The organism is Silicimonas algicola (genome assembly GCF_003970735.1).
Classification (GTDB): Bacteria; Pseudomonadota; Alphaproteobacteria; order Rhodobacterales; family Rhodobacteraceae; genus Silicimonas; species Silicimonas algicola.
This window is the reverse complement of the sequence record NZ_CP034588.1, coordinates 3642390-3663917: the sequence shown is the minus strand read 5'-3', so window position 1 is coordinate 3663917 and position 21528 is coordinate 3642390. Positions and strand designations below refer to the sequence as shown.

Annotated in this window: 27 protein-coding genes; 6 read left to right on the top strand and 21 right to left on the bottom strand. The window is 63.5% G+C overall.

Going from position 1 to position 21528, the window contains the following annotated elements:
- Nucleotides 1-70: 70 nt before the first annotated feature.
- Nucleotides 71-1927, top strand: coding sequence for a 3D-(3,5/4)-trihydroxycyclohexane-1,2-dione acylhydrolase (decyclizing) (iolD, locus tag EF888_RS18085; protein ID WP_241239729.1), 1857 nt, complete (start codon nucleotides 71-73; stop codon nucleotides 1925-1927).
- A 4-nt stretch (nucleotides 1928-1931) separates the two neighbouring features.
- A complete protein-coding gene (gene iolE, locus EF888_RS18080) occupies nucleotides 1932-2831 on the top strand; it encodes a myo-inosose-2 dehydratase (RefSeq protein ID WP_109759478.1) in 900 nt (299 codons plus the stop codon).
- Here iolE and EF888_RS21960 read toward each other — a convergent pair.
- From EF888_RS21960 to EF888_RS18040, 9 genes are all read right to left on the bottom strand, one after another.
- Complete coding sequence (locus EF888_RS21960; protein ID WP_164721751.1) at nucleotides 2828-2989, bottom strand: hypothetical protein; 162 nt, start codon at nucleotides 2987-2989, stop codon at nucleotides 2828-2830. The two genes, iolE and EF888_RS21960, sit on opposite strands and share 4 nt — an antisense overlap.
- 116 nt (nucleotides 2990-3105) lie before the next feature.
- A complete protein-coding gene (locus tag EF888_RS18075; protein ID WP_109759479.1) occupies nucleotides 3106-3897 on the bottom strand; it encodes a creatininase family protein in 792 nt (263 codons plus the stop codon).
- 26 nt (nucleotides 3898-3923) lie between these two features.
- On the bottom strand, nucleotides 3924-4517 hold the full coding sequence (locus EF888_RS18070; RefSeq protein ID WP_109759480.1) for an NAD(P)H-dependent oxidoreductase: 594 nt from the start codon (nucleotides 4515-4517) through the stop codon (nucleotides 3924-3926).
- The gene (locus EF888_RS18065) at nucleotides 4514-5104 is read right to left on the bottom strand and encodes an NAD(P)H-dependent oxidoreductase (protein WP_206508363.1); all 591 of its coding nucleotides are present in this window, start codon (nucleotides 5102-5104) and stop codon (nucleotides 4514-4516) included. Before EF888_RS18065 ends, EF888_RS18070 begins: the two co-directional genes overlap by 4 nt.
- Nucleotides 5101-6501: an FAD-binding oxidoreductase gene (locus EF888_RS18060; RefSeq protein ID WP_109759481.1), complete on the bottom strand. Its 1401-nt coding sequence runs from the start codon at nucleotides 6499-6501 to the stop codon at nucleotides 5101-5103. Before EF888_RS18060 ends, EF888_RS18065 begins: the two co-directional genes overlap by 4 nt.
- Nucleotides 6498-7766 carry a cytosine deaminase gene (locus EF888_RS18055; protein ID WP_109759482.1) on the bottom strand — a complete coding sequence of 423 codons (1269 nt, stop codon included), beginning with the start codon at nucleotides 7764-7766 and terminating at the stop codon, nucleotides 6498-6500. Before EF888_RS18055 ends, EF888_RS18060 begins: the two co-directional genes overlap by 4 nt.
- Nucleotides 7763-8629 carry an ABC transporter permease gene (locus EF888_RS18050; RefSeq protein ID WP_420902643.1) on the bottom strand — a complete coding sequence of 289 codons (867 nt, stop codon included), beginning with the start codon at nucleotides 8627-8629 and terminating at the stop codon, nucleotides 7763-7765. Before EF888_RS18050 ends, EF888_RS18055 begins: the two co-directional genes overlap by 4 nt.
- Nucleotides 8619-9431, bottom strand: coding sequence for an ABC transporter ATP-binding protein (locus tag EF888_RS18045; RefSeq protein WP_420902642.1), 813 nt, complete (start codon nucleotides 9429-9431; stop codon nucleotides 8619-8621). Before EF888_RS18045 ends, EF888_RS18050 begins: the two co-directional genes overlap by 11 nt.
- On the bottom strand, nucleotides 9428-10444 hold the full coding sequence (locus tag EF888_RS18040; protein ID WP_109759485.1) for an ABC transporter substrate-binding protein: 1017 nt from the start codon (nucleotides 10442-10444) through the stop codon (nucleotides 9428-9430). Before EF888_RS18040 ends, EF888_RS18045 begins: the two co-directional genes overlap by 4 nt.
- Before the next feature lie 197 nt (nucleotides 10445-10641).
- Here EF888_RS18040 and EF888_RS18035 point away from each other — a divergent pair, with 197 nt between their 5' ends.
- Together EF888_RS18035 and parA are read left to right on the top strand one after the other, a co-directional pair.
- Nucleotides 10642-11049 carry a RidA family protein gene (locus EF888_RS18035; RefSeq protein WP_109759486.1) on the top strand — a complete coding sequence of 136 codons (408 nt, stop codon included), beginning with the start codon at nucleotides 10642-10644 and terminating at the stop codon, nucleotides 11047-11049.
- 87 nt (nucleotides 11050-11136) lie between these two features.
- Nucleotides 11137-11766, top strand: a complete 630-nt coding sequence (gene parA, locus EF888_RS18030) for a ParA family partition ATPase (RefSeq protein ID WP_109759682.1) — start codon at nucleotides 11137-11139, stop codon at nucleotides 11764-11766.
- Here the strand turns inward: parA and EF888_RS18025 are convergent.
- From EF888_RS18025 to EF888_RS18005, 5 genes are all read right to left on the bottom strand, one after another.
- The gene (locus EF888_RS18025) at nucleotides 11763-12332 is read right to left on the bottom strand and encodes a hypothetical protein (RefSeq protein WP_109759487.1); all 570 of its coding nucleotides are present in this window, start codon (nucleotides 12330-12332) and stop codon (nucleotides 11763-11765) included. The genes parA and EF888_RS18025 overlap by 4 nt on opposite strands.
- Before the next feature lie 110 nt (nucleotides 12333-12442).
- A complete protein-coding gene (locus EF888_RS18020; RefSeq protein WP_109759488.1) occupies nucleotides 12443-13069 on the bottom strand; it encodes a glutathione S-transferase family protein in 627 nt (208 codons plus the stop codon).
- The gene (locus tag EF888_RS18015; RefSeq protein ID WP_241239728.1) at nucleotides 13066-13992 is read right to left on the bottom strand and encodes a DMT family transporter; all 927 of its coding nucleotides are present in this window, start codon (nucleotides 13990-13992) and stop codon (nucleotides 13066-13068) included. Before EF888_RS18015 ends, EF888_RS18020 begins: the two co-directional genes overlap by 4 nt.
- Nucleotides 13993-14024: 32 nt before the next feature.
- The gene (locus EF888_RS18010; RefSeq protein ID WP_241239727.1) at nucleotides 14025-14624 is read right to left on the bottom strand and encodes a LysE/ArgO family amino acid transporter; all 600 of its coding nucleotides are present in this window, start codon (nucleotides 14622-14624) and stop codon (nucleotides 14025-14027) included.
- The gene (locus tag EF888_RS18005; RefSeq protein WP_109759489.1) at nucleotides 14621-14995 is read right to left on the bottom strand and encodes a hypothetical protein; all 375 of its coding nucleotides are present in this window, start codon (nucleotides 14993-14995) and stop codon (nucleotides 14621-14623) included. Before EF888_RS18005 ends, EF888_RS18010 begins: the two co-directional genes overlap by 4 nt.
- Before the next feature lie 107 nt (nucleotides 14996-15102).
- On the opposite strand from EF888_RS18005, the gene trxC reads away from it, so the two are divergent.
- Nucleotides 15103-15525: a thioredoxin TrxC gene (gene trxC, locus EF888_RS18000; protein WP_109759490.1), complete on the top strand. Its 423-nt coding sequence runs from the start codon at nucleotides 15103-15105 to the stop codon at nucleotides 15523-15525.
- Here the strand turns inward: trxC and EF888_RS17995 are convergent.
- A complete protein-coding gene (locus EF888_RS17995; RefSeq protein WP_109759491.1) occupies nucleotides 15519-15800 on the bottom strand; it encodes a hypothetical protein in 282 nt (93 codons plus the stop codon). The two genes, trxC and EF888_RS17995, sit on opposite strands and share 7 nt — an antisense overlap.
- Complete coding sequence (locus tag EF888_RS17990) at nucleotides 15800-15955, bottom strand: DUF3309 family protein (protein WP_109759492.1); 156 nt, start codon at nucleotides 15953-15955, stop codon at nucleotides 15800-15802. Before EF888_RS17990 ends, EF888_RS17995 begins: the two co-directional genes overlap by 1 nt.
- Before the next feature lie 144 nt (nucleotides 15956-16099).
- Here EF888_RS17990 and EF888_RS17985 point away from each other — a divergent pair, with 144 nt between their 5' ends.
- A complete protein-coding gene (locus EF888_RS17985; protein WP_109759493.1) occupies nucleotides 16100-16441 on the top strand; it encodes a cupin domain-containing protein in 342 nt (113 codons plus the stop codon).
- Here the strand turns inward: EF888_RS17985 and EF888_RS17980 are convergent.
- The 5 genes from EF888_RS17980 to ettA all read right to left on the bottom strand — a co-directional run bounded on the left by EF888_RS17980 (nucleotide 16428) and on the right by ettA (nucleotide 21491).
- A complete protein-coding gene (locus tag EF888_RS17980; protein WP_109759494.1) occupies nucleotides 16428-17147 on the bottom strand; it encodes a phosphatase PAP2 family protein in 720 nt (239 codons plus the stop codon). The genes EF888_RS17985 and EF888_RS17980 overlap by 14 nt on opposite strands.
- 73 nt (nucleotides 17148-17220) lie before the next feature.
- Nucleotides 17221-17427 (bottom strand): cold-shock protein, encoded by a 207-nt coding sequence (locus EF888_RS17975; RefSeq protein WP_109759495.1) that lies wholly within the window; start codon nucleotides 17425-17427, stop codon nucleotides 17221-17223.
- Between the two features lie 289 nt (nucleotides 17428-17716).
- Nucleotides 17717-17923, bottom strand: coding sequence for a cold-shock protein (locus tag EF888_RS17970; protein ID WP_109759496.1), 207 nt, complete (start codon nucleotides 17921-17923; stop codon nucleotides 17717-17719).
- 437 nt (nucleotides 17924-18360) lie between these two features.
- Nucleotides 18361-19551, bottom strand: coding sequence for an AIPR family protein (locus EF888_RS17965; RefSeq protein WP_109759497.1), 1191 nt, complete (start codon nucleotides 19549-19551; stop codon nucleotides 18361-18363).
- Between the two features lie 284 nt (nucleotides 19552-19835).
- Entirely contained in the window at nucleotides 19836-21491 is a 1656-nt protein-coding gene (ettA, locus tag EF888_RS17960; protein WP_109759498.1) for an energy-dependent translational throttle protein EttA, read from the bottom strand.
- Between the last annotated feature and the right edge of the window lie 37 nt (nucleotides 21492-21528).

Here is a 21528-nt window from a genome sequence, read left to right as displayed (position 1 = left end):
CATTGCAGACATTCCGCGATGTCAATAAAGCCTCGACAGCCCGGAGGGCGTGGACAGGGAGGACACCATCATGTCGAAGACCGTTCGCCTGACGATGGCACAGGCCGTCGTCCGCTATCTCTGCAACCAGTTCACCGAAATCGACGGCGAGCGCGTACCGCTGTTCGCCGGCGTGTTCGCGATCTTTGGGCATGGGAATGTCACCTGTCTTTCCGAAGCGCTGGAAGCCGTGAAGGATACCCTTCCCACCTGGCGCGGACAGAACGAGCAGTCGATGGCGCTGGCTGCGATCGGGTTTGCCAAGGCGAAGCGTCGGCGGCAGCTCATGGTCGCCACTTCGTCGATCGGACCGGGCGCGCTGAACATGGTGACGGCGGCCGGTGTCGCCCATGCGAACCGTCTGCCCGTCCTTCTGATCGCGGGTGACACCTTCAACAATCGCCTGCCCGATCCGGTGCTGCAACAGGTCGAGCATTACGGCAATCCGACCACGACTGTGAACGACGCCTTCAAGGCCGTCGTCCGCTACTGGGACCGGATCACCCATCCTGCCCAAATCATCAACTCGCTGCCTCAAGCCATCGCGACGATGCTGGACCCTGCAGATTGCGGTCCCGCCTTCATCGCGCTGCCCCAGGACACGCAGGAGCTGGCCTTCGATTACCCCGAGGTCTTTTTCGAGGAGCGCCTGTGGTCGATCCCGCGTCCGCGCGCGGACCGCGACCGCATCGTCGAGGCGGCGCAGATGCTGAAGTCGGCGAAGAAACCGCTGATCATCTCGGGCGGCGGCGTTCGCTATTCGGGTGCCGAGGAAGCGGTCGCCGCCTTCGCCGCCAAGCGCGGGATCCCCGTGGTCGAGACCGTGGCCGGAAAGGGCGGGCTGACGCATTACCACCCGGTCCATGCCGGGCCGGTCGGTATCCTCGGCTCGACCTCTGCAAACACCCTGGCGGAAGAGGCCGACGTGATCGTGGCCATCGGCACGCGTCTTCAGGACTTCACCACGGGATCGTGGACGGCTTTCGCAAAGGATGCGCAATTCGTGTCGATCAACGTTGCACGGTGGGACGCGATGAAGCACCGCTCGCTGGCCGTTGTCGGCGATGCGCGGGAGACGGTGAACGAACTCGATGCCGCCTTGGGCGACTGGAAGATGGACGCGTCCTACATGACGCGGGCGAAGGGCCTCTTCGCCGAGTGGGACAAGCTTCTCGACGATCACCAGACGCCGACGAATGCGCCGGTGCCGACCTATGCGCAGGTCGTTGGGCTGGTGAACGCATCCGCGGGCGACGACGACCACCTGATCGTTGCGGCTGGCGGGTTGCCGGGCGAGGTGCAGAAGGGCTGGCGGGTGAAGAACCCCAACACTTATGACCTCGAATTCGGGTTCTCGTGCATGGGCTACGAGATTGCCGCCGGCTGGGGCAACGCGATGGCCAACGCCGGCCGGTCGACGCCCTACGTGATGCTGGGTGACGGCACCTACATGATGATGAATTCGGACATCTATTCGTCGGTCCTGTCGGGGCACAAGATGATCGTCGTCGTCTGCGACAACGGAGGCTTCGCGGTCATCAGCCGACTGCAGGTGGCGAAGGGCACGCCGGGGTTCAACAACCTGCTGAAGGACTGCAATGTCGAGACCCCCGACGACGTCCCGCACGTCGACTGGGTGGCGCATGCCCGTTCGATGGGGGCCGAGGCGCGCCATTGCGACAGCCTCGCCGATCTCGAGGCGGCACTGGCCTGGGCCAAGACGACGGACCGCACCACGGTCATCTCGATTGCGACGGACGCCTATGCCTGGGTGCCGGGCGACGCCGACTGGGACGTGGGCGTACCCGAGGTTTCGGACCGGTCCGACGTCAGGGAAGCCCGCGCCCATCAAGAAGACATCCGCAAGAAACAGCGCGTTGGAGTGTGACGCCATGAAAGCAAGACTCGGCATGTCCCCGATCGCATGGTGGAACGACGACCTTCCCCAGCTTTCGGACGATGTCAGCCTCGAGGAATGCCTGCGTCAATCGCGTAGCGCCGGGTTCACCGGGATGGAACTGGGTCGCCGGTTCCCCTCCAGCCCGGACGAAATGCTTCCGATCCTGCGGGCCGCCGACGTGACGCTCTGCGGCGGCTGGTTCTCGGGGACGCTGACCATCGAGGGGCTTGAGGAGAACAAGGACCGCATCCTGCCGATGATCGAGCTCTTCAGCGCGGTCGATGCGCCTTGCATCGTCTACGGCGAAGTCGGGCGGTCGATCCAGGGCGATCAATCGATCCCGCTGGATCGTAAGCCCGTCCTGTCCGACCTCGAGATGGCGGACTATGCGCGCAGGGTGACGGCCTTCGGCGAATGGTGTGCAGAGCAAGGCATGCCGCTGGCCTATCACCATCACATGGGCGCCGTGGTGCAGTTCGAACCCGAGCTTGACGCCTTCATGCGCAATTCGGGTGAGGGGATCTCGCTGCTCCTCGACGCGGGCCACCTGGCCTTCGCGGGTGGCGATCCGCTGCGCGCCGTCGACAGTCACCATGCACGGATCACCCACGTCCATACGAAGGACATCCGGCGGTCGGTGACGGAAAGCCTCGACCGCTCGAAGGAAAGTTTCCTCGATGCTGTCATCAAGGGCGCCTTCACGGTCCCCGGAGATGGCTCTCTGGACTTCCAGGCCATCGTTCAAAGGCTGGCGGATTACGGTTATGAAGGCTGGTTCGTCGTCGAAGCCGAACAGGATCCCAAGAAAGCGCCGCCGCTGAAGATGGCGCAGATCGGCCATGCCGAACTGATGCGGGTCATGACGGCGGCGGGTTACGAGGTGGTCGCTTAGCGGCTACCTTCGGGGCGCGTCCCGTTTACGAGGGTCAGCGCCGCCATCGTCAGCGCGCCGAGAAGGGCATAGGCCGCGAAGGCTTCCGAGCTGTCGAGGCCGCCGAACGCTGACAGGTACAGCGACCCCAGAAGGGCGGTCGGATATGTCAGGATCATTGCACCGATAGCCATATCACCCCCCGGGTCTTTCACCCTCCTGAAGCAACTGTTGCTTCTCCGCTACATGTCAGTGGGAAATGGCGCGAATGTCAAGAAAGTGTTGTCAAAGCCTATCAACTGTCCGGTGAGGACGGCACGATCTCGCCGATCGGGCGGTCCCGAACCTGCCGCAGCAGCTCGATGAAGCCCCGAACCTGGTGACGACACGTGGCTGTTCCCTTTTCGGCCGTCGCAAGATGTGCCTCGCCCACCACTCCCTCGGGGTTCAGGTCCGATGCGATCCATCCATAGGACAACGGGCCTATCGGAGAGATCGCAGCCGATTCTGCCGTCGACGGGAAGTCCCGCGCCTTTTCCATGTCTACGGTGTCGGGCCGGAAGTGCAGCATGAGCGACGTTTCGCGGTCGCCGCCGTGAATGCCGAATGCGACCTCACGGGGCGAATAGAGGCCAGCGGGCGCGCCGAAACCGCCCCACTGGCATTTCACCGCCAGCATCCCGGCCCGCACCCGCAGTTCGCGCGACAGGATCGAAACGAGATCGAGGTTCCCGCCGTGCGAGTTGACGACGACGATCTTCCGCACGCCGGTGCGGGCGACGGAGAGCCCGATCTCGGTCCAGGCGCGCAGCGCTGTTTCGGCGGTCAGTGTCAGCGTGCCGGGTGCATGGACATGCTCATTCGATTTGCCCACGGCCTGCACCGGCAGGATTCGGATATCGAGGTCGTCGGGGCATTCTCGGCGCAACTCGTCCAGCATCCCCTCGGCGATCATGGTGTCCGTCCCTGTCGGCAGGTGGGGTCCGTGCTGCTCGATGGCGGCGGTCGGGAGAATGGCGATGACGCGCTCGGGGTCGAGGTCCGCGAACTCGGAGGCGCGATAGGCGGACCAGTCCAGCCGTCTCATGGGCGAGATCTCCTTGGGTGGGGCGGTCATCTGAGAAGATGCTCGAGCTTGCGCCTGACGCGGTCAAGGTGCGCGGCACGGCTGTCATCGGTTGAACTGTCCATCAGGTAATGCGCCGCAAAGGCGATGCGGCGGCGGCGTGCGCAGAGAAAGCCGATGCCGCGCGTCAGCGTGCGCTTGCCGGGCGAGCCGACCAGAAGGGTCAGCCACCGCGACGCCCCGCAGGTCGTGAAGACGCCAAGCCGCTGGATGTGGGTAAGGTTCGGGCGGATCGTCTCTCCCTCGGCCTGTGGCATGAGGAAAGCGACGCCCGGAAGAAGGACGCGGTCGAGCCAGCCTTTCAGAACGGCCGGAAGACCATACCACCATGTCGGATAGACGAAGATCAGCGTATCGCACCACTTGATCGCCTCGACCTCTGCGGCGACGGCCGAGGTGTCGCCGGAGAGATAGGCGCCATGCTCTTCCGTCGAAAGCGCTGGAGAAAAGCCGATGGCATAGAGGTCGGACACCCTGACTTCGGCGCCATGACGGTCCAGCACCGCCAGCACCTCGTCACGGACCGCGGCGGTGAAGCTGTTCTCGCGCGGATGGCAGTAGACGAGGAGAACGCGTCTCACAGCGTCTCCATCTCGCGCCGGACACGGTCCAGATGCGCCGAAAGGGCAGCGGGCGTGTTGCGGTTCATGTCGTAGAGGGCGACGTATTTCATCCGCTCGGGCCGCGTGACGTGCCAGACGGAGCGCGTGAAGTGCCTGCGCGGCGGATCCCCGGCCAGGAAGGCGCGCATCCGGGTCCCGCCATAGGTCGTGACGGCCGCGAGCTTCTTTACATGTGTGAGGTTCGGCAGGACGCGTCCGTCCTCCAGCCGGAACGAGACGCCGGGCAGAAACACGCGGTCGAAAAAGCCTTTCAGGATGGCCGGGTAACCGAAGTTCCAGACCGGGAACGAGAAGACAAGAGCCTCGGCCGCGCGGAGGCGGTCGACATAGTTGCGCACGGGTTCAATGTTCTGAGGCACGTCGTGGTACCCGCGGCGCTCCTCGGCCGTCAGAACGGGCGAGAAGCCTTCGGCGTAGAGATCGCAGTCGTCCACGTCCCAGCCTCGGGCTCCAAGGCTTTCGACGACCGTGCGGTGCAGCGCGCCGCCGAAGCTTTCCTCGCAGGGGTGGGCGTAGACGACGAGGGCCCTCAGCCGATCCGTCATTCCGCCGCCTGAAGTTTCGGATAGGCGTACATCCGGTCGTAGGACCAGTCGGGATCATCCCATGCGATCATCTTGCCCGGGTTGAGCAGGCCCTTCGGATCGGCCTCGCGCTTGAAGCGCAGCTGGCGATCGTCGACGGTCTGGCGACCGCCCTCCTCGAGCGTATAGCGGTGCGGGTTGAAGATCATGGCTCCGGCGTCCTCGTGCATCCGCACGATCTCGTCGAGGCGCTCCTCCGTCGTGAACTTCACGAGTGAAAGCCCCGCGAAGATGACGCGGCCGCCTTCGCGAAGGACTTCGAGGTGTTGCAGGACCTCGGGGCTGAGCGCGGTCTGCATCTTTTCGATCAGAGCCTTGTGCTCCGGAAAGCCGTAGCGGACCTGGAGGTAGGTGATCGAGGGATCGACCTTCAGCGCACGCAGCGTGGTGTGGTTCCAGCCGTATTCGAAGACGGGGCCGGGGCTCCGGGGCCAGTCGTCTTCGTCGTTGCGGTAGATGAGACGCGCTTCTGAACGTCGCCCGAGGAAGGTGAGAAATCCCTCCATCGAATGCGGCGCGATCATCAGGCCGACGAGGTTGGTATCGGGTTCGACATGAGGAGCGACGCGCTGGAAGTAATCCTTGGCGATGGGGGCTTCGAAGACGGTGCCGAGCTTCATCAGGATGCCGTCCTGATTGGCGAGGTCTTCGGCGAAGCGGACGGCGTCCATGAAGTCGTCGCAGGCGACGAACATCTCGACCCAGTCGTAGGCGGGCGCGAGGGGCATCTCGATCTCGGTGATGATTCCGTTGGTGCCGTAGGCGTGGCTGACGCGGGGCAGTTCCTCGCCCCGGAAATCGAGGACGCGCGGCTCGGCCTCCATGGTCACGACACGGAGGCGGATGATGTTGCCGAGGTCGCGCAAGGATCCCCAGGTGCAGGAGCCGACCCCGCCAGAGCCGCCCGCGATGAAGCCGCCGATAGTGGCCGTGGCCCAGGTCGATGAAAACATGCGCAGTTCCTGGCCCGAATGCGCCTTCGTCGCGGTGTCGAGGTCCTTCAGCAGGATTCCGGGTTCGCAGATGACGCGGCCAGGGCCGATCTCCTTCACCCCCGTCATGTGGCGCAGGTGCATGACGCAGCCGCCGGCCAGCGGCATGGCTTGGCCATAGTTGCCGGTGCCGGCGCCGCGCGTGGTCACGGGGACATCGTGGGCGTAGCACGTCCTCAGAACCTCTATCACCTCGGCCTCGGAGCGGGGCGAGACGACGAAGTCGGCCATGACGTGGTCGAGGCGAGCCTTCAGGACAGGGGAATACCAGAAGAAGTCGCGGCTTTTCGCTCGGATAGCCGCCTCGGACGTGTCGAGGTCGAGGTGGGGCAGAGCAGCCTTGGCGGCGGCGACGTTCGGCTTCATTGGTCTGGGTCCATCAGGTGATCGAGCTCGGCATAGTCCGGCAGGGTGGTGTCGATCGGAACACCGCGGCGCACAATAATGCGGTCGGATTGAGGCCTGGCGAAAAGCTCGGTCCAGTTGCGGGCGCGGAAGATGATGAAGTCCGCCGTCGCGCCTTCGGCCAGCGAGGGCGGCGCGAAACCGCAGGCTTCAGCCGGGTTGCGAAGGAAGGCGTCGGGCCAGTTCATCTCGCTGTGGTCAAGATGCGCGATCCGTGTGGCCTGCCGCATCACCTCGAGCATGTCGAGGTCGCCGTAAGCATAGAACGGGTCGCGGGTGTTGTCCGAGGCGAAGCTGACGTTGATGCCGCGAGCGAACATCTCGTGGACGAGGGTGACGCCGCGCCTCCGAGGCGTGCGATCCGCCTGCCGGTCCTGCAGGTAGAGGTTGCACATCGGCAGGCTGACGACGTTCAACCCGGCCTTCGCGACGACGTCGAGCGTGTCGAGCGCACGCGCCTCGTCCTGAGCCGACAGGGAACAGCAGTGGCCAACGGTCACCGCTCGCGTCCAACCGATCTCGAGAACGAGATCCGCGATGGTGCGCAAGGTCTCGGACGACGCATCGAGGGTTTCGTCGACGTGAAAGTCGACTTCGAGGTCGCGCTCGCCCGCCAAGGTGAAGAAGTCGATCAGGCGGTCCCGAAGATCCGGCACATCGTAGGTTACCATGCCCAGAACACCGCCCGCCGCGGCGACGATGTCTGCGGTGTCCGCGTAGTCGCGACCGATGTCGTCCAGGGAATCGCAGCCGATCAGGCTCGACCCCTGGAGCACGATCCGGTCAGCCCACTTGGAACGCATCTCGACGAAGACGGGCCAGGAGATTTCATCCTGGGGCGCCAGGCTGTCGATGTGGGTCCGGATCGCCCGTGTGCCGTGGGCCCAGGCGCATTTCAGGGAGAACTCCATCCGGGCTGCCACGTCCTCGGGGCTCCAGTTGGCCTGACGGTCGGCGGCGACAGTGGAGAGAGCACCCGGGAAGGTGCCGTCCGGATTGCCGGCACGGGGCCAGATGTGGCCTTTGTCCAGATGGGTGTGCATGTCGACGAAGCAGGGCAGGATCATCGCCCGGTCCATCTCGATATCGACGCCGCCCCGGTCCGCGATGCGGCCCTGATGGATCGTGATGTCAGTCGTCGCAAGCTCGTCCGATAGGCCGATCAGGCTTCCGGGCACGGAGACATTGCGCAGCCGCACGGGGCCGTCGGTTCGCCAGCTCCTCATGCGTCGCGCTTGAGGGCACTTTCGTGCCACTTCCTCAGAAGCATCCAGGTCACCCAGGACAAGACGAGGTAGATCGCCACGCCTGTCACGACGATCAGTGTGAGCGCCGCGAACATGCGGGGCGTGTTCAGCCGGTAACTCGACTCGAGGATGCGGAAGGCAAGGCCCGACCCGATGCCGCCGGAGCCCGCGACGAACTCGGCCACAACCGCCCCGATCAGGCTGAGGCCGCCCGCGATGCGCAGGCCCCCGAGGAAATAGGGCAGGGCGGCAGGAAGCTGGAGGTAGCGCAGTCTTTGCCAGCGAGAGGCGCCGTAGACGCTGAAGAGGTCGCGCAGGTTATGGTCGGCAGAGTTCAGTCCCAGCGTCGTGTTCGACAGGATCGGAAAGAAGGCGACGATCCAGGCGCAGATGAGAAGGCCCGCGATCTTAGAATCAACGTAGATGAAGATGAGCGGCGCAATGGCGACGATCGGCGTCACCTGAAGCACCACCGCATAGGGAAAGAAGCTCATCTCGATCCACTTCGACTGGGTGAAGAGGATCGCGAGGCCGCCGCCGAAGACGACGGCGAGGAGAAGTGCGAGGCCGGTGACAGTCAGGGTCACGAGCCAGCTTCCTGCAAGAATGCCGAAGTCCTGCCACAGGGTGGAAGCGACGAGGCCAGGTCCGGGCAGGATGTAGTGCGGAATCTCCTTGGCCGTCACAAGCCAGTGCCATCCCGCGATGACGAGGACGAAGACGAGGATGGGGAGCGCCCATCTTCCGGTGCGCGAGAGGCGTTCGGCGCGCAGGCGCTGCGCTTCCTCACGGTCGAGGACGGGCGCGGAATCGGCCATCGGAACGGCGGGATCAATGGACACCAACGTCGCCTCCCATGGCTTCGTGCAGCGCGTCGGACGCAGCCCGGCACTGCGCGGCGTATTCGGCCGAGGTGCGGAACGCCTCGGTGCGCGGATAGGGGGCCTCGACGGCCAGCTCGCGGATCACTCGTCCGGGTCGGGCGGCCATGATGACGATGCGGTTCGACAAGAAGACGCTTTCGAATACCGAGTGGGTGACGAATACCACGGTGCAGTCCATCGAGTCCTTCAACTGCAGCAGGTCGTCGTTCAGCTTGAAACGCGTGATCTCGTCGAGCGCCGCGAAGGGCTCGTCCATCAGCATCAGCTTCGGGCGCGTGACGAGGGCGCGCGCGATCGAGACGCGCATCTTCATTCCGCCCGAAAGCTCGCGCGGATAGGCGCCTTCGAAAGCCGCCAGTCCGACACGGGCCAGCATGTCCCGCGCGCGGTCCCGCGCTTCGTCCGTCAAGGATCCGGCGATGCGGAAGGGAAGAAGGACGTTATCGATGACCGTGGCCCAAGGCATCAGCGTCGGCTCCTGGAACACGACCGAGAGGTCGCCATCGGCCATCGGCGTTCCCCACCGGATCGCGCCGCGCGTGGGCTGGCTGAGACCGGCGATCAGGCGGAGCGCGGTGGACTTACCACAGCCTGACGGGCCGAGGAGGGACAGGAAGTCGCCCTCCTGCACGTCCAGCGTCATGTTGCGCAGCGCCACGACGTCGGCGCCGAATATCTTGTCGACGTTCTGCATCGCCAGAAGCGTGCGCGACGTCCCGTCCGCAGTGGCGGACGGGACCGTATGAGTGGCCGTTCTCACTTGCTGGCGAGTTGTTTCTGAAGTTCGAGGGAGGCACCGGTGTTGGCGAAGTCGAGCGTGTAGGACTGCGACACGTCGATCCCGGCCTCAAGAACGCCCGCATCGACCATCTTGTCATAGAAGCTCTGGATCGTCTCGGCCGTCATCGCGCCGATGCCCGCCGTCTCGGCATCGCCGGACAGGACGATGCCGTATTCCTTCATCTTCTCGATCGAGAAGGCGATCTGCTCGTCCGACATCTCGGGGTTGGCTTCCTGGATCAGCGCGTTCGCCGCCGAGGGGTCGCCGTAGAGATAATTCGTCCAGCCGATGGCGGATCCTTCGACGAAGCACTTTACCGCATCGGGCTTGGTGTCGATCGTCTCCTGCATCGTCTCGACCGTGGTGGCGTAGGTGTTGAAGCCCGCGTCGGACAGTAGCCAGATGTCTGGCGCGAAGCCGCCTTCCTTCTCGATCGCGAAGGGCTCGGAGGTGATGTAGCCCTGTTGCGCCGAGTTCTCGTCCGCGATGAAGGGGGCGGGGTTGAAAGTGTAGGGCACGCGCTTTCCGGCGTCGAAACCGTAGTCGGCCATCATCCACTGGTAGAAGCTCTGGAAGCCGTTGTCGCCGATGATCATCGTTTCGAGGTCCTTGAGACCCTCGAAGTCCGTGACCTTACCCGGATGGGTCAGGAGGACCTGCGGCTCTTTCTGGAAGTGCGCCGCCACGACCTTGAGCGGAATGCCCTCCTTCACCGCCGAAAAGGCCTGAAGAAGGTTGCCGCCCATGGAAAAGTCGATCTTGCCGGCCAGCATCAGAGCACGGTTGTTCACCTGCGGACCGCCGGGCACGATGGTGACCTTGAGGCCGCAGGCCTCGTAGGTGCCATCCGCGACGGCCTGGTAATAGCCGCCGTGCTCGGCCTGAGCGACCCAGTTGGTGCCGAAGTTGACTTCCATCACATGGCTCTCGGCCAGTGCGGCGCCGGCCGACACGACAAGCGCGCAGGCCGAAACAGTGATCTTGCAGAACATTGGTGATCCCCCGGACAGGTGTTTTTGCGGTCCCGGCTTATCTCTCGCCGGATCGACGTTCCATTCAGCCCGACATGCAGCACATGGCCGGCGCGGGCGACTGCTCATTTGATAGTCACTCCATCGCGATTCGCACAGGGAGGAGGCGAGCGCGAGGCCGGTTGCATCGGCACGGGTGATCCGTCAGCCTGCCCCGCATGACCGAAAATCGGATCGCAGCCCTGACACCCGAGGGAATCGCCCCGCCGTTCGCACGCTATGCGCAGGGCGTCGCAGTGCCCGCCGGACTGCGCTTCGTCTACACATCCGGCCAGCTGGGTCTGGCAGAGGACGGATCGGTGCCGGAGGGAGCGGCGGCTCAGGCGGCGATCTGCTTCGGCAACGTCGACCGCATCCTTGCCGCAGGCGGAGCGACGCGTGCGGACGTCGTGCGCATCAACGCCTATGTCACGGATCGCGCTCACATGCCGGGCTACATGACCGCCCGCGACGCGTGGTTGAAAGATATCGAGCGTCTGCCGGCCTCCACGCTCGTCATCGTTTCTGGATTCACCAGGGTCGAATTCCTGGTGGAAGTCGAGGTCGTGGCTGCCGTCGCGCCTTGAATGAACGGCCGGAGGGCGCCTATGCGCCCGCAGTTGTGTGGCGTCGCGGCATGGGCTATGCTGCAATGCAGCAAGAAGGGGTCTGTCGTGGCTGGAAAGATCATTACCGTCGCTCAGCAGAAGGGCGGTGCGGGCAAGACCACCCTCGCCGCGAACCTCGCCGTGTCGCTATCGCGCATGGGGCACAAGGTGGCACTTCTGGATACCGACCCGCAAGGCTCACTCGGCCGCTGGTTTCTCGCACGGCGTGAGGGGGGCGATCCGGGTCTGTCCTTCTCGACTGCGAGCGCCTGGGGTGTCAGCTACGAGTGCGACAAGCTGAGGGGCGAGGTCGATTTCGTAATCGTGGATACGCCGCCGAAGATCGACAGCGATCTGAAGCCCGCCATCCGGGAAAGCGATCTTGTCATCGTTCCCGTCTCGGCCAGCCAGGTCGATGTCTGGGCGACCGAGGGCGTCCTGGACCTTGCGACGCGCGAGAAGGCGGAGGTCATGGTGGTTCTGAACCGCGCCAAGGCCGGTACGAAGGTCGCCGACGCGGTAGACGCGGCGCTGACCGACCTGGGCGTCACCCGGGCGGACACCATGATCGGTCACCGCGTCGCCTATCCCGAGACGCTTGGCATCGGGAAAGGCGTGCTGGAGCGCCCGAAAGGTGCCTGGACCGCCGAGATGGACGCCCTTACGGCGGAAGTTCTGTCGCGGCTCGGCGTCTAGAGCTTTCCGAACCGCCGCACGACCGGCTTTGCCGGCTCGGCGTCTTCTTCGGCGACGTTTTCCGGCGCCAGCGCGAAGGAGACGCCGCGGAACAGGAGCGAGTTGGGCTCGGTCATCGCGATGACCTCGGACGTCCACTTGGGCGAGAAGGTCAGGTCGAAAGCCCTCGGCATCCAGTGGACGAAATTGTGCATCACAAGGATCATCGCGGCGATGCCAAAGGCCTGCGCCGCCTTGTGAACCGCGCCCCCGTAGCGGAGCACCGTGAAGAGCATGAAGGAACAACCCGCGGCGAGAGCGCCGTCCATCAGCATCGCGATGTCCGCGTCGTCGCCGGCCAGCGAACCGCCAAGAAGTTGGAAGCGCACGTAGCGCGACAGGACGACGGCGAGCATGCCGACGAGCGCCGCACCGATGAGCGACAGCGGATACATGAAGTTTTCCGACCAGTGCGGGATGACCTGGACCTGCGCCCTCGCGGCCGCGGCGGGCGCGTGCTTTTCGGCCAGGCGTTCGATGCGGTTCTGGAACTTGCCGTCGGGCGACGCGGTCTGGGGGCTGCTCATCGAACGAAACTCCTGCTGGATCGGCGGGAGTTTCGTTGTCGAAAGGGGCGAAATCGGGGCGAAAAGGCTGAGTTTCCCTGACATTCGCCCCGCGCCACCCCCGATTGCGATCAAGGCAGGGGGATGTCGGCCACTTTCTTCGGCTGGTCGTAGCCCCGCTGGACTGCGGGCCGTTCGGCGATCCGGAGATACCAGTCCCGTACGCGCGGGAAGTCGTTGAGGTCTATCTCCTGCCACTCGAACCGGCTGATCCACGGCCAAGTGGCTATGTCTGCTATGGAATAGTCGCCCGCGATGAAGTCGCGACCCTGAAGCCGCTTGTCGAGGACGCCGTAGAGCCGACGCGCCTCTTTCGAGAAGCGTTCCTCGGCATACTGGGCCTTTCCAGCGTTGTACTTCACGAAGTGGTGGACCTGCCCCAGCATCGGACCGACGCCGCCCATCTGCCACATCAGCCATTCGATGACCTCCCACTTTCCGTCGCCTTTCGGCATCAGCTTGCCTTCGCGTTCGGCCAGCCACAGCAGGATCGCGCCCGACTCCATCAGGTGAAAGCCTGTCTCGCGCTCGAGGATGGCGGGAATCTTGTTGTTTGGCGAAATCTTCAGGAAGTCGGGAGCGAACTGTTCGTCCTGCCCGATGTTCACGGCGTGGGCCTCGTAGGGCAGGCCGAGCTCTTCGAGTGCGATCGAGACCTTGCGGCCGTTCGGGGTGGTCCAGGTGTAGAGGTCGATCATTTGAGATCCTTTCCGTTGGCGATGGCGCGCGACAGCATGGCCTCGCGGATGGCGATGAAGGTCGTGGCCGCGATGATGACGGTCCCGCCGAGGATGACCCAGGCGTCGGCCTCCTCGCTGAAGACGAAGACGCCCAGAAGGACCGACCAGATGAGTTGGAGGAAGGTCACGGGCTGTGTCACCGAAACGGGCGCGGCGGCGAAGGCGCGGGTCATGGAATAGTGTCCGGCGGTCGCGAGACAGGCGACGCCCATGATCCATGCGGCCTCGGACAGTGTCGGCGTGCGCCAGACGGCGAAAGCGAAGGGAGCGAGGCAGACCGTGACGACGATGGACAACATGGCGACGATGCTGGTCGCAGGCAATTCACCCGAGAACCGCTTTGCGATCAGGTAGCTGAACGCGAAGAGCATTGCGGCGAATATCATTGCGTAATGACCGTCGTCCAACGCTCTCAGACCCGGACGCAGGATCAGAAGCGCGCCGAGAAACGCCAGGAGGATGGCCAAGATCCTGCGGGCCGCCAGCTTCTCGCCGAGGACGAATGCAGCGGCGAGGGTGACGTACACCGGCGTCATGTAATTCATCGCCGTCACCTCGGCGATGGTGATGCGGGTCATGGCGAAGAACCACAGCATCACCGCGAAGGAATGGGCGAAGCCCCGAATGCCGAGGATGCGCAATTGCTGCCGCGTGAGGGGTGCGCCCCTGATTTCGCGCCAGGCCGGCAACAGCCAGACGAGGCCGAAGACATAGCGCAGGAATGCGCTTTCGGGGGCAGGCAAGTCTTTCGCGCCGTGTTTCACGCCCGCCGTCACTCCCACGAAGAGCAATCCGGTCAGGACCATCCAGCCGATCCCGGCTAGCGGCCGGTCGACGGGAACGCGGATCACGGGAGGCGGGGCGAAGGGCGCGTCGGGCATTGGCATCTCTATGCGACGTCGGATGCGGAGGCTCAACCCGCGACGAGGGCGAGGGCGATGCTCCACATCACGACGGCGACGCCCATGTCGAGCACACGCCAGGCCGCGGGCCGTGCAAAGACGGGCGCCAGCAGCGTCGCGCCGTAGCCGAGGGCGACGAAGAAGACCGTGGACGCCGCAAGAGCGCCCGCGCCGAAGGCCCAGCGGTCGTCGCCGTACTGCGCCGCGATGGCACCGAGGAGAACGACCGTGTCGAGGTAGACGTGCGGGTTGAGCCAGGTCAGCGCAAGGCACGTCAGCACCGCGGAACGTGCCGTCTGCTGCGGTCCTTCGCCTGCCACGAGGGATTGGGTTTCGGTCAGAGCACGGCGTGCGCTGAGGGCGCCGTAGACGATCAGGAAGGCGGCACCGCCCCATTTCGCCAGAGGCTCGATCCAGGGCGTCGCTTCCATCAGCGCGCCGAAGCCGGCGACGCCGGACGCGATCAGGATCGCTTCCGACAGGATGCAGATCAGGACGACCAGTTCTACGTGTCGCCTCGTCACGCCCTGTCGAAGCACGAAGGCGTTCTGTGCGCCGATGGCCATGATCAGCGAGAGGCTGACGGCGAAACCCGAGGCGAAAGTGGTCACCGACGCAGTGGCGTCAGGATCACGGCGATCAGCGCCGAGGAGGCGACCGCGACCCCGATCCAGCCGAGGTACCACGCCTGACCGGCGAGGCGGTTCTCGGCGAAGGAGGCCGCAAATGCGAGGCGGCCCTGGTGTGCGGTTGCTGCGGACAGGGCAAGAAGACTGGACACGATACACAGCCGCACCGGCCAGCTCCTGCGTCGGATCAGAAGCGCGAAGACGACCCCCGTCGGGGCACCGATCCATGCAATCGACGTGGACCAGAACGGGTGCGCTCCATAGGCCCGCGAAACACCCCAATGAGCGGCGACGATCACGATCAGGACAGAGATCACGTAAGGAGCGACGCGGACAGGCAACATGGGCGGCATCAATGCCGCTTCCGGATCACGGATCAAGGTCGATGTTACATTCGGGATATTGAATGATTGACATCGTCATCCCAACTGAACCGGGCGTGCCTTGGAGGGAGAGCGAAATGAACGTGAAGCTGGCGTGTCTGACCTGCGGTCAGGGAAATCGAGTGCCCGCGGAAAAGCTAGGCGATGCGCCGAAATGCGGAACCTGCGGCGCGGGATTGATGCCTTCGTCGCCGGTCGAGATCGGGTTCGATGTCCTGGAAAAGGCGCGCACCATGGACGAGGTGCCGCTGGTGGTTGATTTCTGGGCGGGATGGTGCGGGCCCTGCCGCATGATGGCCCCTGAATTCTCAAAAGCCGCGAAGGAGATGTCAGGTCGCGCGCGCTTTGCGAAGCTGGACACCGAGGCACACTCTCAGGCGAGCGCGCGGTTCGGCATCCGTGGCATCCCGCTATTGATCCGGTTCAGGAACGGGCGCGAGGAGGCACGTCTGGCGGGCGCCGTGCAGGCGTCCGCCATAGTGTCGTGGATGGGTCAGTAGACGGCTTCGAAGCGGACGATCTGGCCCGACCGGTCGACCTCGCAATAGGCGCGTTCAGTGCCTGCCGCGGCTCCGACGTAGATGCCGGTGGTGTCCTTGTTCGACACACGACCCATCGCATTCACTTCAACACCGGCGAGTGGCGCACTGATGCTGGCAGCGAAGCGCTCGAGGCAGGCCGAGCGCATCTGCGACTGAGTGGCTGCGTTCATTTCGGCGCCGCAGGCGGCAAGCGCCAACGGGCCCATCAGGGTTAGGGCTACGGTGCGTCGCATCAGATGGCTCCCATGAGCAGAAGGATGATGATGATGAGAAGGATGAGGCCGAGACCGCCGGACGGGCCGTAGCCCCAATTTGCCGAATGTCCCCAACGCGGTAGTGCACCGATCAGCAGTAGGATCAGTAGCACGATCAGGATGGTGTATAGCATGGGGTTTCCCCAAAGTTGCTCCGGGCGGCCAACGTCCGCCGATGCAATCGGTTCCCCCTTGCCAAAAAGGGACCGGATGCAGTTGCTCCTCGACGACAGTGGCGTCGACTCCTACTTTTGCCGCGCCCAGTCGTCGGAGTCGCAATGACCCATCTTCTGACCATGAGCCTCGAGGGGATCGTCCCGGAGGAGGGCGCACCCGCGCCTGACCGGGTCCTGTCGGGCGATCCAAAGTTCCGAACCTGGAACCTCGAGAAGCGTGACGGGCTTTATGCCGGGGTTTGGGAGGCGACGCCGGGGAAGTGGCGGATCCTCTATGACGAGTGGGAATACTGCCGGATCCTCGAGGGCCGGTCGGTCATCACCTCCACGGACGGCATCTCTGTCGACGTGGGGCCGGGCGACGGTTTCATTCTGCGCCCGGGCTTCGAGGGAACGTGGGAGGTGATCGAGACCACGCGAAAGGAGTACGTCATCCGCCTTTGACCTCGGGTGTCCCTGCTTCGTGCTCGATCGTCCCGTGCCGGTCGAGCCAGCCTGCGGCCAGGGCGCAAAGGAGGGCCCAGAAGGCACCCGCCGCCCATCCGCCCAGCACGTCCGAGGGCCAATGGACGCCGAGGTATACCCGCGAGATGCCGACCGCGACGGTCAGGATCACGGCGAGCGCAAAATAGAAGAGCTTCATCCGGACGCTGGCCTCGGCGCGAGACAGCATGACGGCGAGCGTGAGGTAGGTCGTGGCCGCCATCATCGAGTGCCCTGAGGGGAACGCATGGGAATAGACCTCCATCCCATGCGGCACGAGATCGGGACGAGGGCGCGAGAAGCCCGACTTCGCCACCACGCCCAGGATGCGTCCGCCTATGACGGCGACCAGCAGGAAGATCGCGTCGCGCCACCGGCGGCGCAGCAGGAACGCCGTGACGACGCAGGCCGTGACAAGCGTGAGAACCGTGGCGCCGCCAAGCGCGGTGATGTCGCGCATCATCTCTTCGACCCATTGCGGGCCAAGGGGATCGTCGGGGTTGCCTACGGTGCGGAGAGAGAGGAGGAGCGTTTCGTCGAAGGCGGAAAGATCGCCCTCGACCATCTCGGCGGCCAGAGCGGCAAAGGCCCAGAGCGCGCCGGTCGTGAGGATCAGCAGGACAAGGGTGGAAATGTCGATGCGGTGCAGGAAGCGCGGCAGGTGCATGTCCCGAACCTAGGCGGATCGGGGCCGTCTGCCAGAGGAAAAGGGCGGGTGGGACCACCCGCCCGGAGGCGTCTCAGCGAAGCTTGAGGTTGCCCGCGCTTTCGCGGCCGTCACGGCCGGACTGAAGCTCGTACTCGACCTTCTGGTTGTCGGCGAGGCCGGTGAGGCCCGAACGCTCGACGGCAGAGATGTGGACGAAGATGTCCTTGCCGCCCGAATCGGGGGCAATGAAGCCGAAGCCCTTGGTGGTATTGAACCATTTCACGGTGCCGGTGGCCATTCCGTGGTCTCCTGAGTGTCGCCGCTCGCGGTATGCAGCGGCCTGGCCAGAGCGTCTGGGATCGAGACTGAGGCCGGTTAGGGAGACAGTGGGTCGAGCAGAAGTTAGCGCGGATGATCTAGAGCAACCGACGGCAAAAATCAAGACGGACGCGAAAATGCCCGTCGGCATCGCGTCTGCAACGTGTCGGCAAAACGTATGGCACCCGTCGGCCCGGACCCGGGCCCCGGAAAGAAAAAGGGCGCGCGATGAACCCGCGCGCCCCCTAATCAGAACTGCCGAGCGAGGCTCAGGCGAGCTGCAGGTTCACCGCGGACTCACGGCCGTCACGGCCGGATTCCACATCGTAGGTCACCTTCTGGTTGTCGGCGAGGCTGGTCATGCCCGACCGCTCAAGCGACGAGATGTGGACGAAAACGTCCTTGCCACCGGTTTCCGGTGCGATGAAGCCGAAGCCTTTTTGGGTGTTGAACCACTTCACTGTGCCCTTGGCCATGTGAAAGTCTCCTTCAAAGTGCGCTGCCCGCAGGGTGCGGCAGCCTGGCTTGGTCGGTCTGGATCGAAAGACTGACAGCCGTGAGGAAGACAGTGGTCGATAAAGAATAACGTAGCAGGATCGATATGGGGGATGGGGGCGGGTTTTGCAAGGGAAATTTGTCCGCGTGCCGGGAGGCGGCGGAGGCTCGCCGGGCCGGCGCACCCCGGCGTCCGGTCAGAAGACGTCGAGCAGGGAGAGGAGGATGATGATCGGGATCGGGATGCCGTTCGCTGAGGCGAGGATACGCGTCAGGGGAGGCTCTGGTGGTCAGGACGGAGGAGGGAACGCCGGAGTGGGGAGGGGTTCCGGGGCGGAACCCTCTCGCATCCCACGGGAAAGATGTGGGTCGGGGTTTTGTCCTAGGGTGCGCATCCTTGCGCACCCTAGGATGTTTGTCAGTTCATACGGTCGGATGCTCGCTTGGCCGTTCGGGTAATAAAGCTCAGCGCTGAATAGGCCGCCGCACTTCTGCCAAGAAGTACCAAGTTAGTGTCTGCTGCGCGCCATTGCTCGATCGCCGCGTCTACTAGTTCCGCTTCCTCAAACAACTCAGGCTTTTCCAAGATCCACTTCCCATTCTTCATTACTACAAAATGCCTCATAGCGCTAAGGATTGGGAAGACCATTCCAGGAGAAACCCATACAATCTTTCCACCCTTCTTATCTCGCTTGAATGTCCTTTTCTTTATGCCTCCTGTTTCAGCGCGTATGCTCTTCCCGTTAAACATCGAGCCGGCTTGCCAATATTCAAACTCTTGCAGAGCAGTCGCGGCGATGTCCAAAGTAAATTGATAGCGACGTCGATCCCCTTCGTCCGTTCCTTTTCTCTCGTACCACTTGGTAAAGTCTTCTAAGCAGAGTGCACGTTGCTTGTAAGGGCGCAATAGTTCCGATGGCGTATCGTTCTGTGAGACTTCGAAGGGCATAAGAAGTCTTGTCGCCTGAAGAATGTGAAATGTATCGAGTGTTCCATCAAGGTCGGTTTCTGATTTTTTTATCAGCTTTCCAGTAGCCTTGAACACGACTTCCCCGAGCTCATTCAGCTGACCGCGACCGCCTGCTTGTGAGATTGATTTTACAGGAGAGGCGCTGTTTCGAGCTATTGCTGTTTCAACAACCGATGAATGTTCTGGATCCGCGATGATCTCAGCCCTAACGTGAAAGTTGTCGGGAATTTCTTGATAATCGATCTCGGTTTCCTGCTCGAATGACTCGAGATATCGAAGAATTTCACCCCTAGTCTGCGCGCCGTTGATAACTGAGTCTTCCGATAGTATCGCGACCTTCTGTTTGTCATCTATTTCGATTGTGCTGCAGGTAATCGTCAAGCCTCCGTTTCGATTGATAAATCGATCAGGCTCATTGTGTATTGTAGCCTCAATGGCTTTGTGGACGGAGTTTCTCTTTGCGGGCTTGAACGGATCTGCGCCTGGAATATAGTCTCGCAAGTTATCACGAGTGTTCATTTTTCGCAGTTCCAAAATAGGAATGTTTGCGAAATACGTTTGGATTCCGTTTGCCTTCTCTTCTGGAGAGGTTAGGTTACGGATAAGCTGATAGTTCAGCTCAATGCTGCTTTCAGACATGAGAGTTCTTTCATATTCATCACAACTCAGATCCGCGACGCCGGTCTACTGACCGGATCACTCCGAGGTTGTGAAACGAACATGTTCACTACGGTCGGACTTGGCAAGCGAACATAAAAAGTTATGTTCTGCCCTCGGATCTCAACGAGTAAACTTCTTGTACTTCAACCGCTTCGGCTCCATCGAAGCATAACACCTCAACCGGGTGCCGCACGCAGTTTTGCTAGTGCAAAACCGCTTTCGCGCACGCGTCGAACCCACCCGCGAAATCCAAGAAGCTCACCCTAGCGGGTGAACTTCTTGTATTTCAGTCGTTTGGGTTCGACGGCATCCGGTCCCAGCCGCCGCTTCTTGTCTTCCTCGTAGTCCTCGAAGTTGCCCTGGAACCACTCGACGTGGGCCTCGCCCTCGAAGGCGAGGATGTGGGTGCAGATGCGGTCGAGGAAGAAGCGGTCGTGCGAGATGACGACGGCGCAGCCGGCGAAGTCGACCAGCGCGTCTTCAAGCGCCCTTAACGTTTCCACGTCAAGGTCGTTGGTGGGTTCGTCGAGGAGAAGGACGTTGCCCCCGGACTTGAGGAGTTTCGCCATGTGGACCCGGTTGCGCTCGCCGCCCGAAAGAAGGCCGACCTTCTTCTGCTGGTCGCCGCCCTTGAAGTTGAAGGCGCCGCAGTAGGCGCGGGAGTTCATCTGCGCGTCGCCCAGCACGATGATCTCGGCGCCGCCCGAGATCTCCTCCCAGACCGTCTTGCCGGCGTCGAGCGCGTCGCGGGACTGGTCGACATAGGAGAGCTTGACGGTGTCGCCGTAGCTGACCTCGCCCGCGTCGGGCTTCTCCTGCCCGGTCAGGATCCGGAAGAGCGTGGTCTTGCCGGCGCCGTTCGGGCCGATGACGCCGACGATGCCACCGGGCGGCAGCGAGAAGGACAGGTCCTCGACGAGGAGCTTGTCGCCCATGGCCTTCTTCAGGCCCTCGACCTCGATCACCTTGCCGCCGAGGCGGGCGCCGTTCGGGATGATGATCTGGGCCTTGGCCATCTTCTCGCGCTCGGACTGCGCGGCGAGGTCGTTGTAGGCGTTGATCCGGGCCTTCTGCTTGGCCTGCCGCGCCTTGGCGCCCTGGCGGATCCAGTCGAGTTCGCGCTCGAGCGTCTTCTGGCGGGACTTGTCCTCGCGCGCCTCCTGCGACAGGCGCTTGGCCTTCTGTTCCAGCCAGGCGGAGTAGTTGCCCTCGTAGGGGATGCCGCGGCCGCGGTCCAACTCGAGGATCCAGCCGGTGATGTCGTCGAGGAAGTAGCGGTCGTGGGTGACGATCAGGATGGTGCCCTTGTACTCGATCAGGTGCTGCTGGAGCCAGGCGATGGTCTCGGCGTCGAGGTGGTTGGTCGGTTCGTCGAGCAGCAGCATCTCGGGCGCCTCGAGGAGGAGCTTGCAGAGCGCCACGCGGCGCTTCTCGCCGCCCGAAAGGCTGTCGACCGAGGCATCGTCGGGCGGGCAGCGCAGCGCCTCCATCGCGACGTCGATCTGGCTGTCGAGATCCCAGAGGTTCTCGGAGTCGATCTCGTCCTGGAGGCGCGCCATCTCGTCGGCGGTCTCGTCGGAGTAGTTCATGGCGAGTTCGTTGTACTTGTCGAGCTTGGCCTTCTTGGCCGCGACACCCTCCATGACGTTGCCGCGCACGTCGAGCTGGGGGTCGAGTTCGGGCTCCTGGGGCAGGTAGCCCACGCGCGCACCCTCGGCCGCCCAGGCCTCGCCCGAGAAGTCCTTGTCGAGGCCGGCCATGATGCGCAGCAGGGTCGATTTGCCCGCGCCGTTGACGCCGACGACGCCGATCTTGACGCCGGGAAGGAAGGACAGGCGGATGTTCTCGAAGGTCTTCTTGCCGCCGGGATAGGTCTTGGACACCCCGTCCATGTGGTAGACGTACTGGTAGCTGGCCATCGTGATCTCCCGGGTTCGCGTTCGGCCCCCGATGTAG

Excerpts from the sequence above, each read along its gene's own strand:
- EF888_RS18065 (WP_206508363.1), bottom strand. The coding sequence starts at position 5,104 with ATGACGGATCGGCTGAGGGCCCTCGTCGTCTACGCCCACCCCTGCGAG.
- EF888_RS17995 (WP_109759491.1), bottom strand. The coding sequence starts at position 15,800 with ATGCGACGCACCGTAGCCCTAACCCTGATGGGCCCGTTGGCGCTTGCC.
- EF888_RS18025 (WP_109759487.1), bottom strand. The coding sequence starts at position 12,332 with ATGAGCAGCCCCCAGACCGCGTCGCCCGACGGCAAGTTCCAGAACCGC.
- EF888_RS18005 (WP_109759489.1), bottom strand. The coding sequence starts at position 14,995 with ATGCCGCCCATGTTGCCTGTCCGCGTCGCTCCTTACGTGATCTCTGTC.
- iolE (WP_109759478.1), top strand. The coding sequence starts at position 1,932 with ATGAAAGCAAGACTCGGCATGTCCCCGATCGCATGGTGGAACGACGAC.
- EF888_RS17975 (WP_109759495.1), bottom strand. The coding sequence starts at position 17,427 with ATGGCCACCGGCACCGTGAAATGGTTCAATACCACCAAGGGCTTCGGC.
- EF888_RS18060 (WP_109759481.1), bottom strand. The coding sequence starts at position 6,501 with ATGAAGCCGAACGTCGCCGCCGCCAAGGCTGCTCTGCCCCACCTCGAC.
- EF888_RS17965 (WP_109759497.1), bottom strand. The coding sequence starts at position 19,551 with ATGTCTGAAAGCAGCATTGAGCTGAACTATCAGCTTATCCGTAACCTA.
- ettA (WP_109759498.1), bottom strand. The coding sequence starts at position 21,491 with ATGGCCAGCTACCAGTACGTCTACCACATGGACGGGGTGTCCAAGACC.
- EF888_RS18040 (WP_109759485.1), bottom strand. The coding sequence starts at position 10,444 with ATGTTCTGCAAGATCACTGTTTCGGCCTGCGCGCTTGTCGTGTCGGCC.
- EF888_RS18020 (WP_109759488.1), bottom strand. The coding sequence starts at position 13,069 with ATGATCGACCTCTACACCTGGACCACCCCGAACGGCCGCAAGGTCTCG.
- EF888_RS21960 (WP_164721751.1), bottom strand. The coding sequence starts at position 2,989 with ATGATCCTGACATATCCGACCGCCCTTCTGGGGTCGCTGTACCTGTCA.
- iolD (WP_241239729.1), top strand. The coding sequence starts at position 71 with ATGTCGAAGACCGTTCGCCTGACGATGGCACAGGCCGTCGTCCGCTAT.
- EF888_RS17980 (WP_109759494.1), bottom strand. The coding sequence starts at position 17,147 with ATGCACCTGCCGCGCTTCCTGCACCGCATCGACATTTCCACCCTTGTC.
- EF888_RS18015 (WP_241239728.1), bottom strand. The coding sequence starts at position 13,992 with ATGCCCGACGCGCCCTTCGCCCCGCCTCCCGTGATCCGCGTTCCCGTC.
- EF888_RS17990 (WP_109759492.1), bottom strand. The coding sequence starts at position 15,955 with ATGCTATACACCATCCTGATCGTGCTACTGATCCTACTGCTGATCGGT.
- EF888_RS17970 (WP_109759496.1), bottom strand. The coding sequence starts at position 17,923 with ATGGCCAAGGGCACAGTGAAGTGGTTCAACACCCAAAAAGGCTTCGGC.
- EF888_RS17985 (WP_109759493.1), top strand. The coding sequence starts at position 16,100 with ATGACCCATCTTCTGACCATGAGCCTCGAGGGGATCGTCCCGGAGGAG.
- EF888_RS18055 (WP_109759482.1), bottom strand. The coding sequence starts at position 7,766 with ATGAGGAGCTGGCGAACCGACGGCCCCGTGCGGCTGCGCAATGTCTCC.
- trxC (WP_109759490.1), top strand. The coding sequence starts at position 15,103 with ATGAACGTGAAGCTGGCGTGTCTGACCTGCGGTCAGGGAAATCGAGTG.
- EF888_RS18035 (WP_109759486.1), top strand. The coding sequence starts at position 10,642 with ATGACCGAAAATCGGATCGCAGCCCTGACACCCGAGGGAATCGCCCCG.
- EF888_RS18075 (WP_109759479.1), bottom strand. The coding sequence starts at position 3,897 with ATGAGACGGCTGGACTGGTCCGCCTATCGCGCCTCCGAGTTCGCGGAC.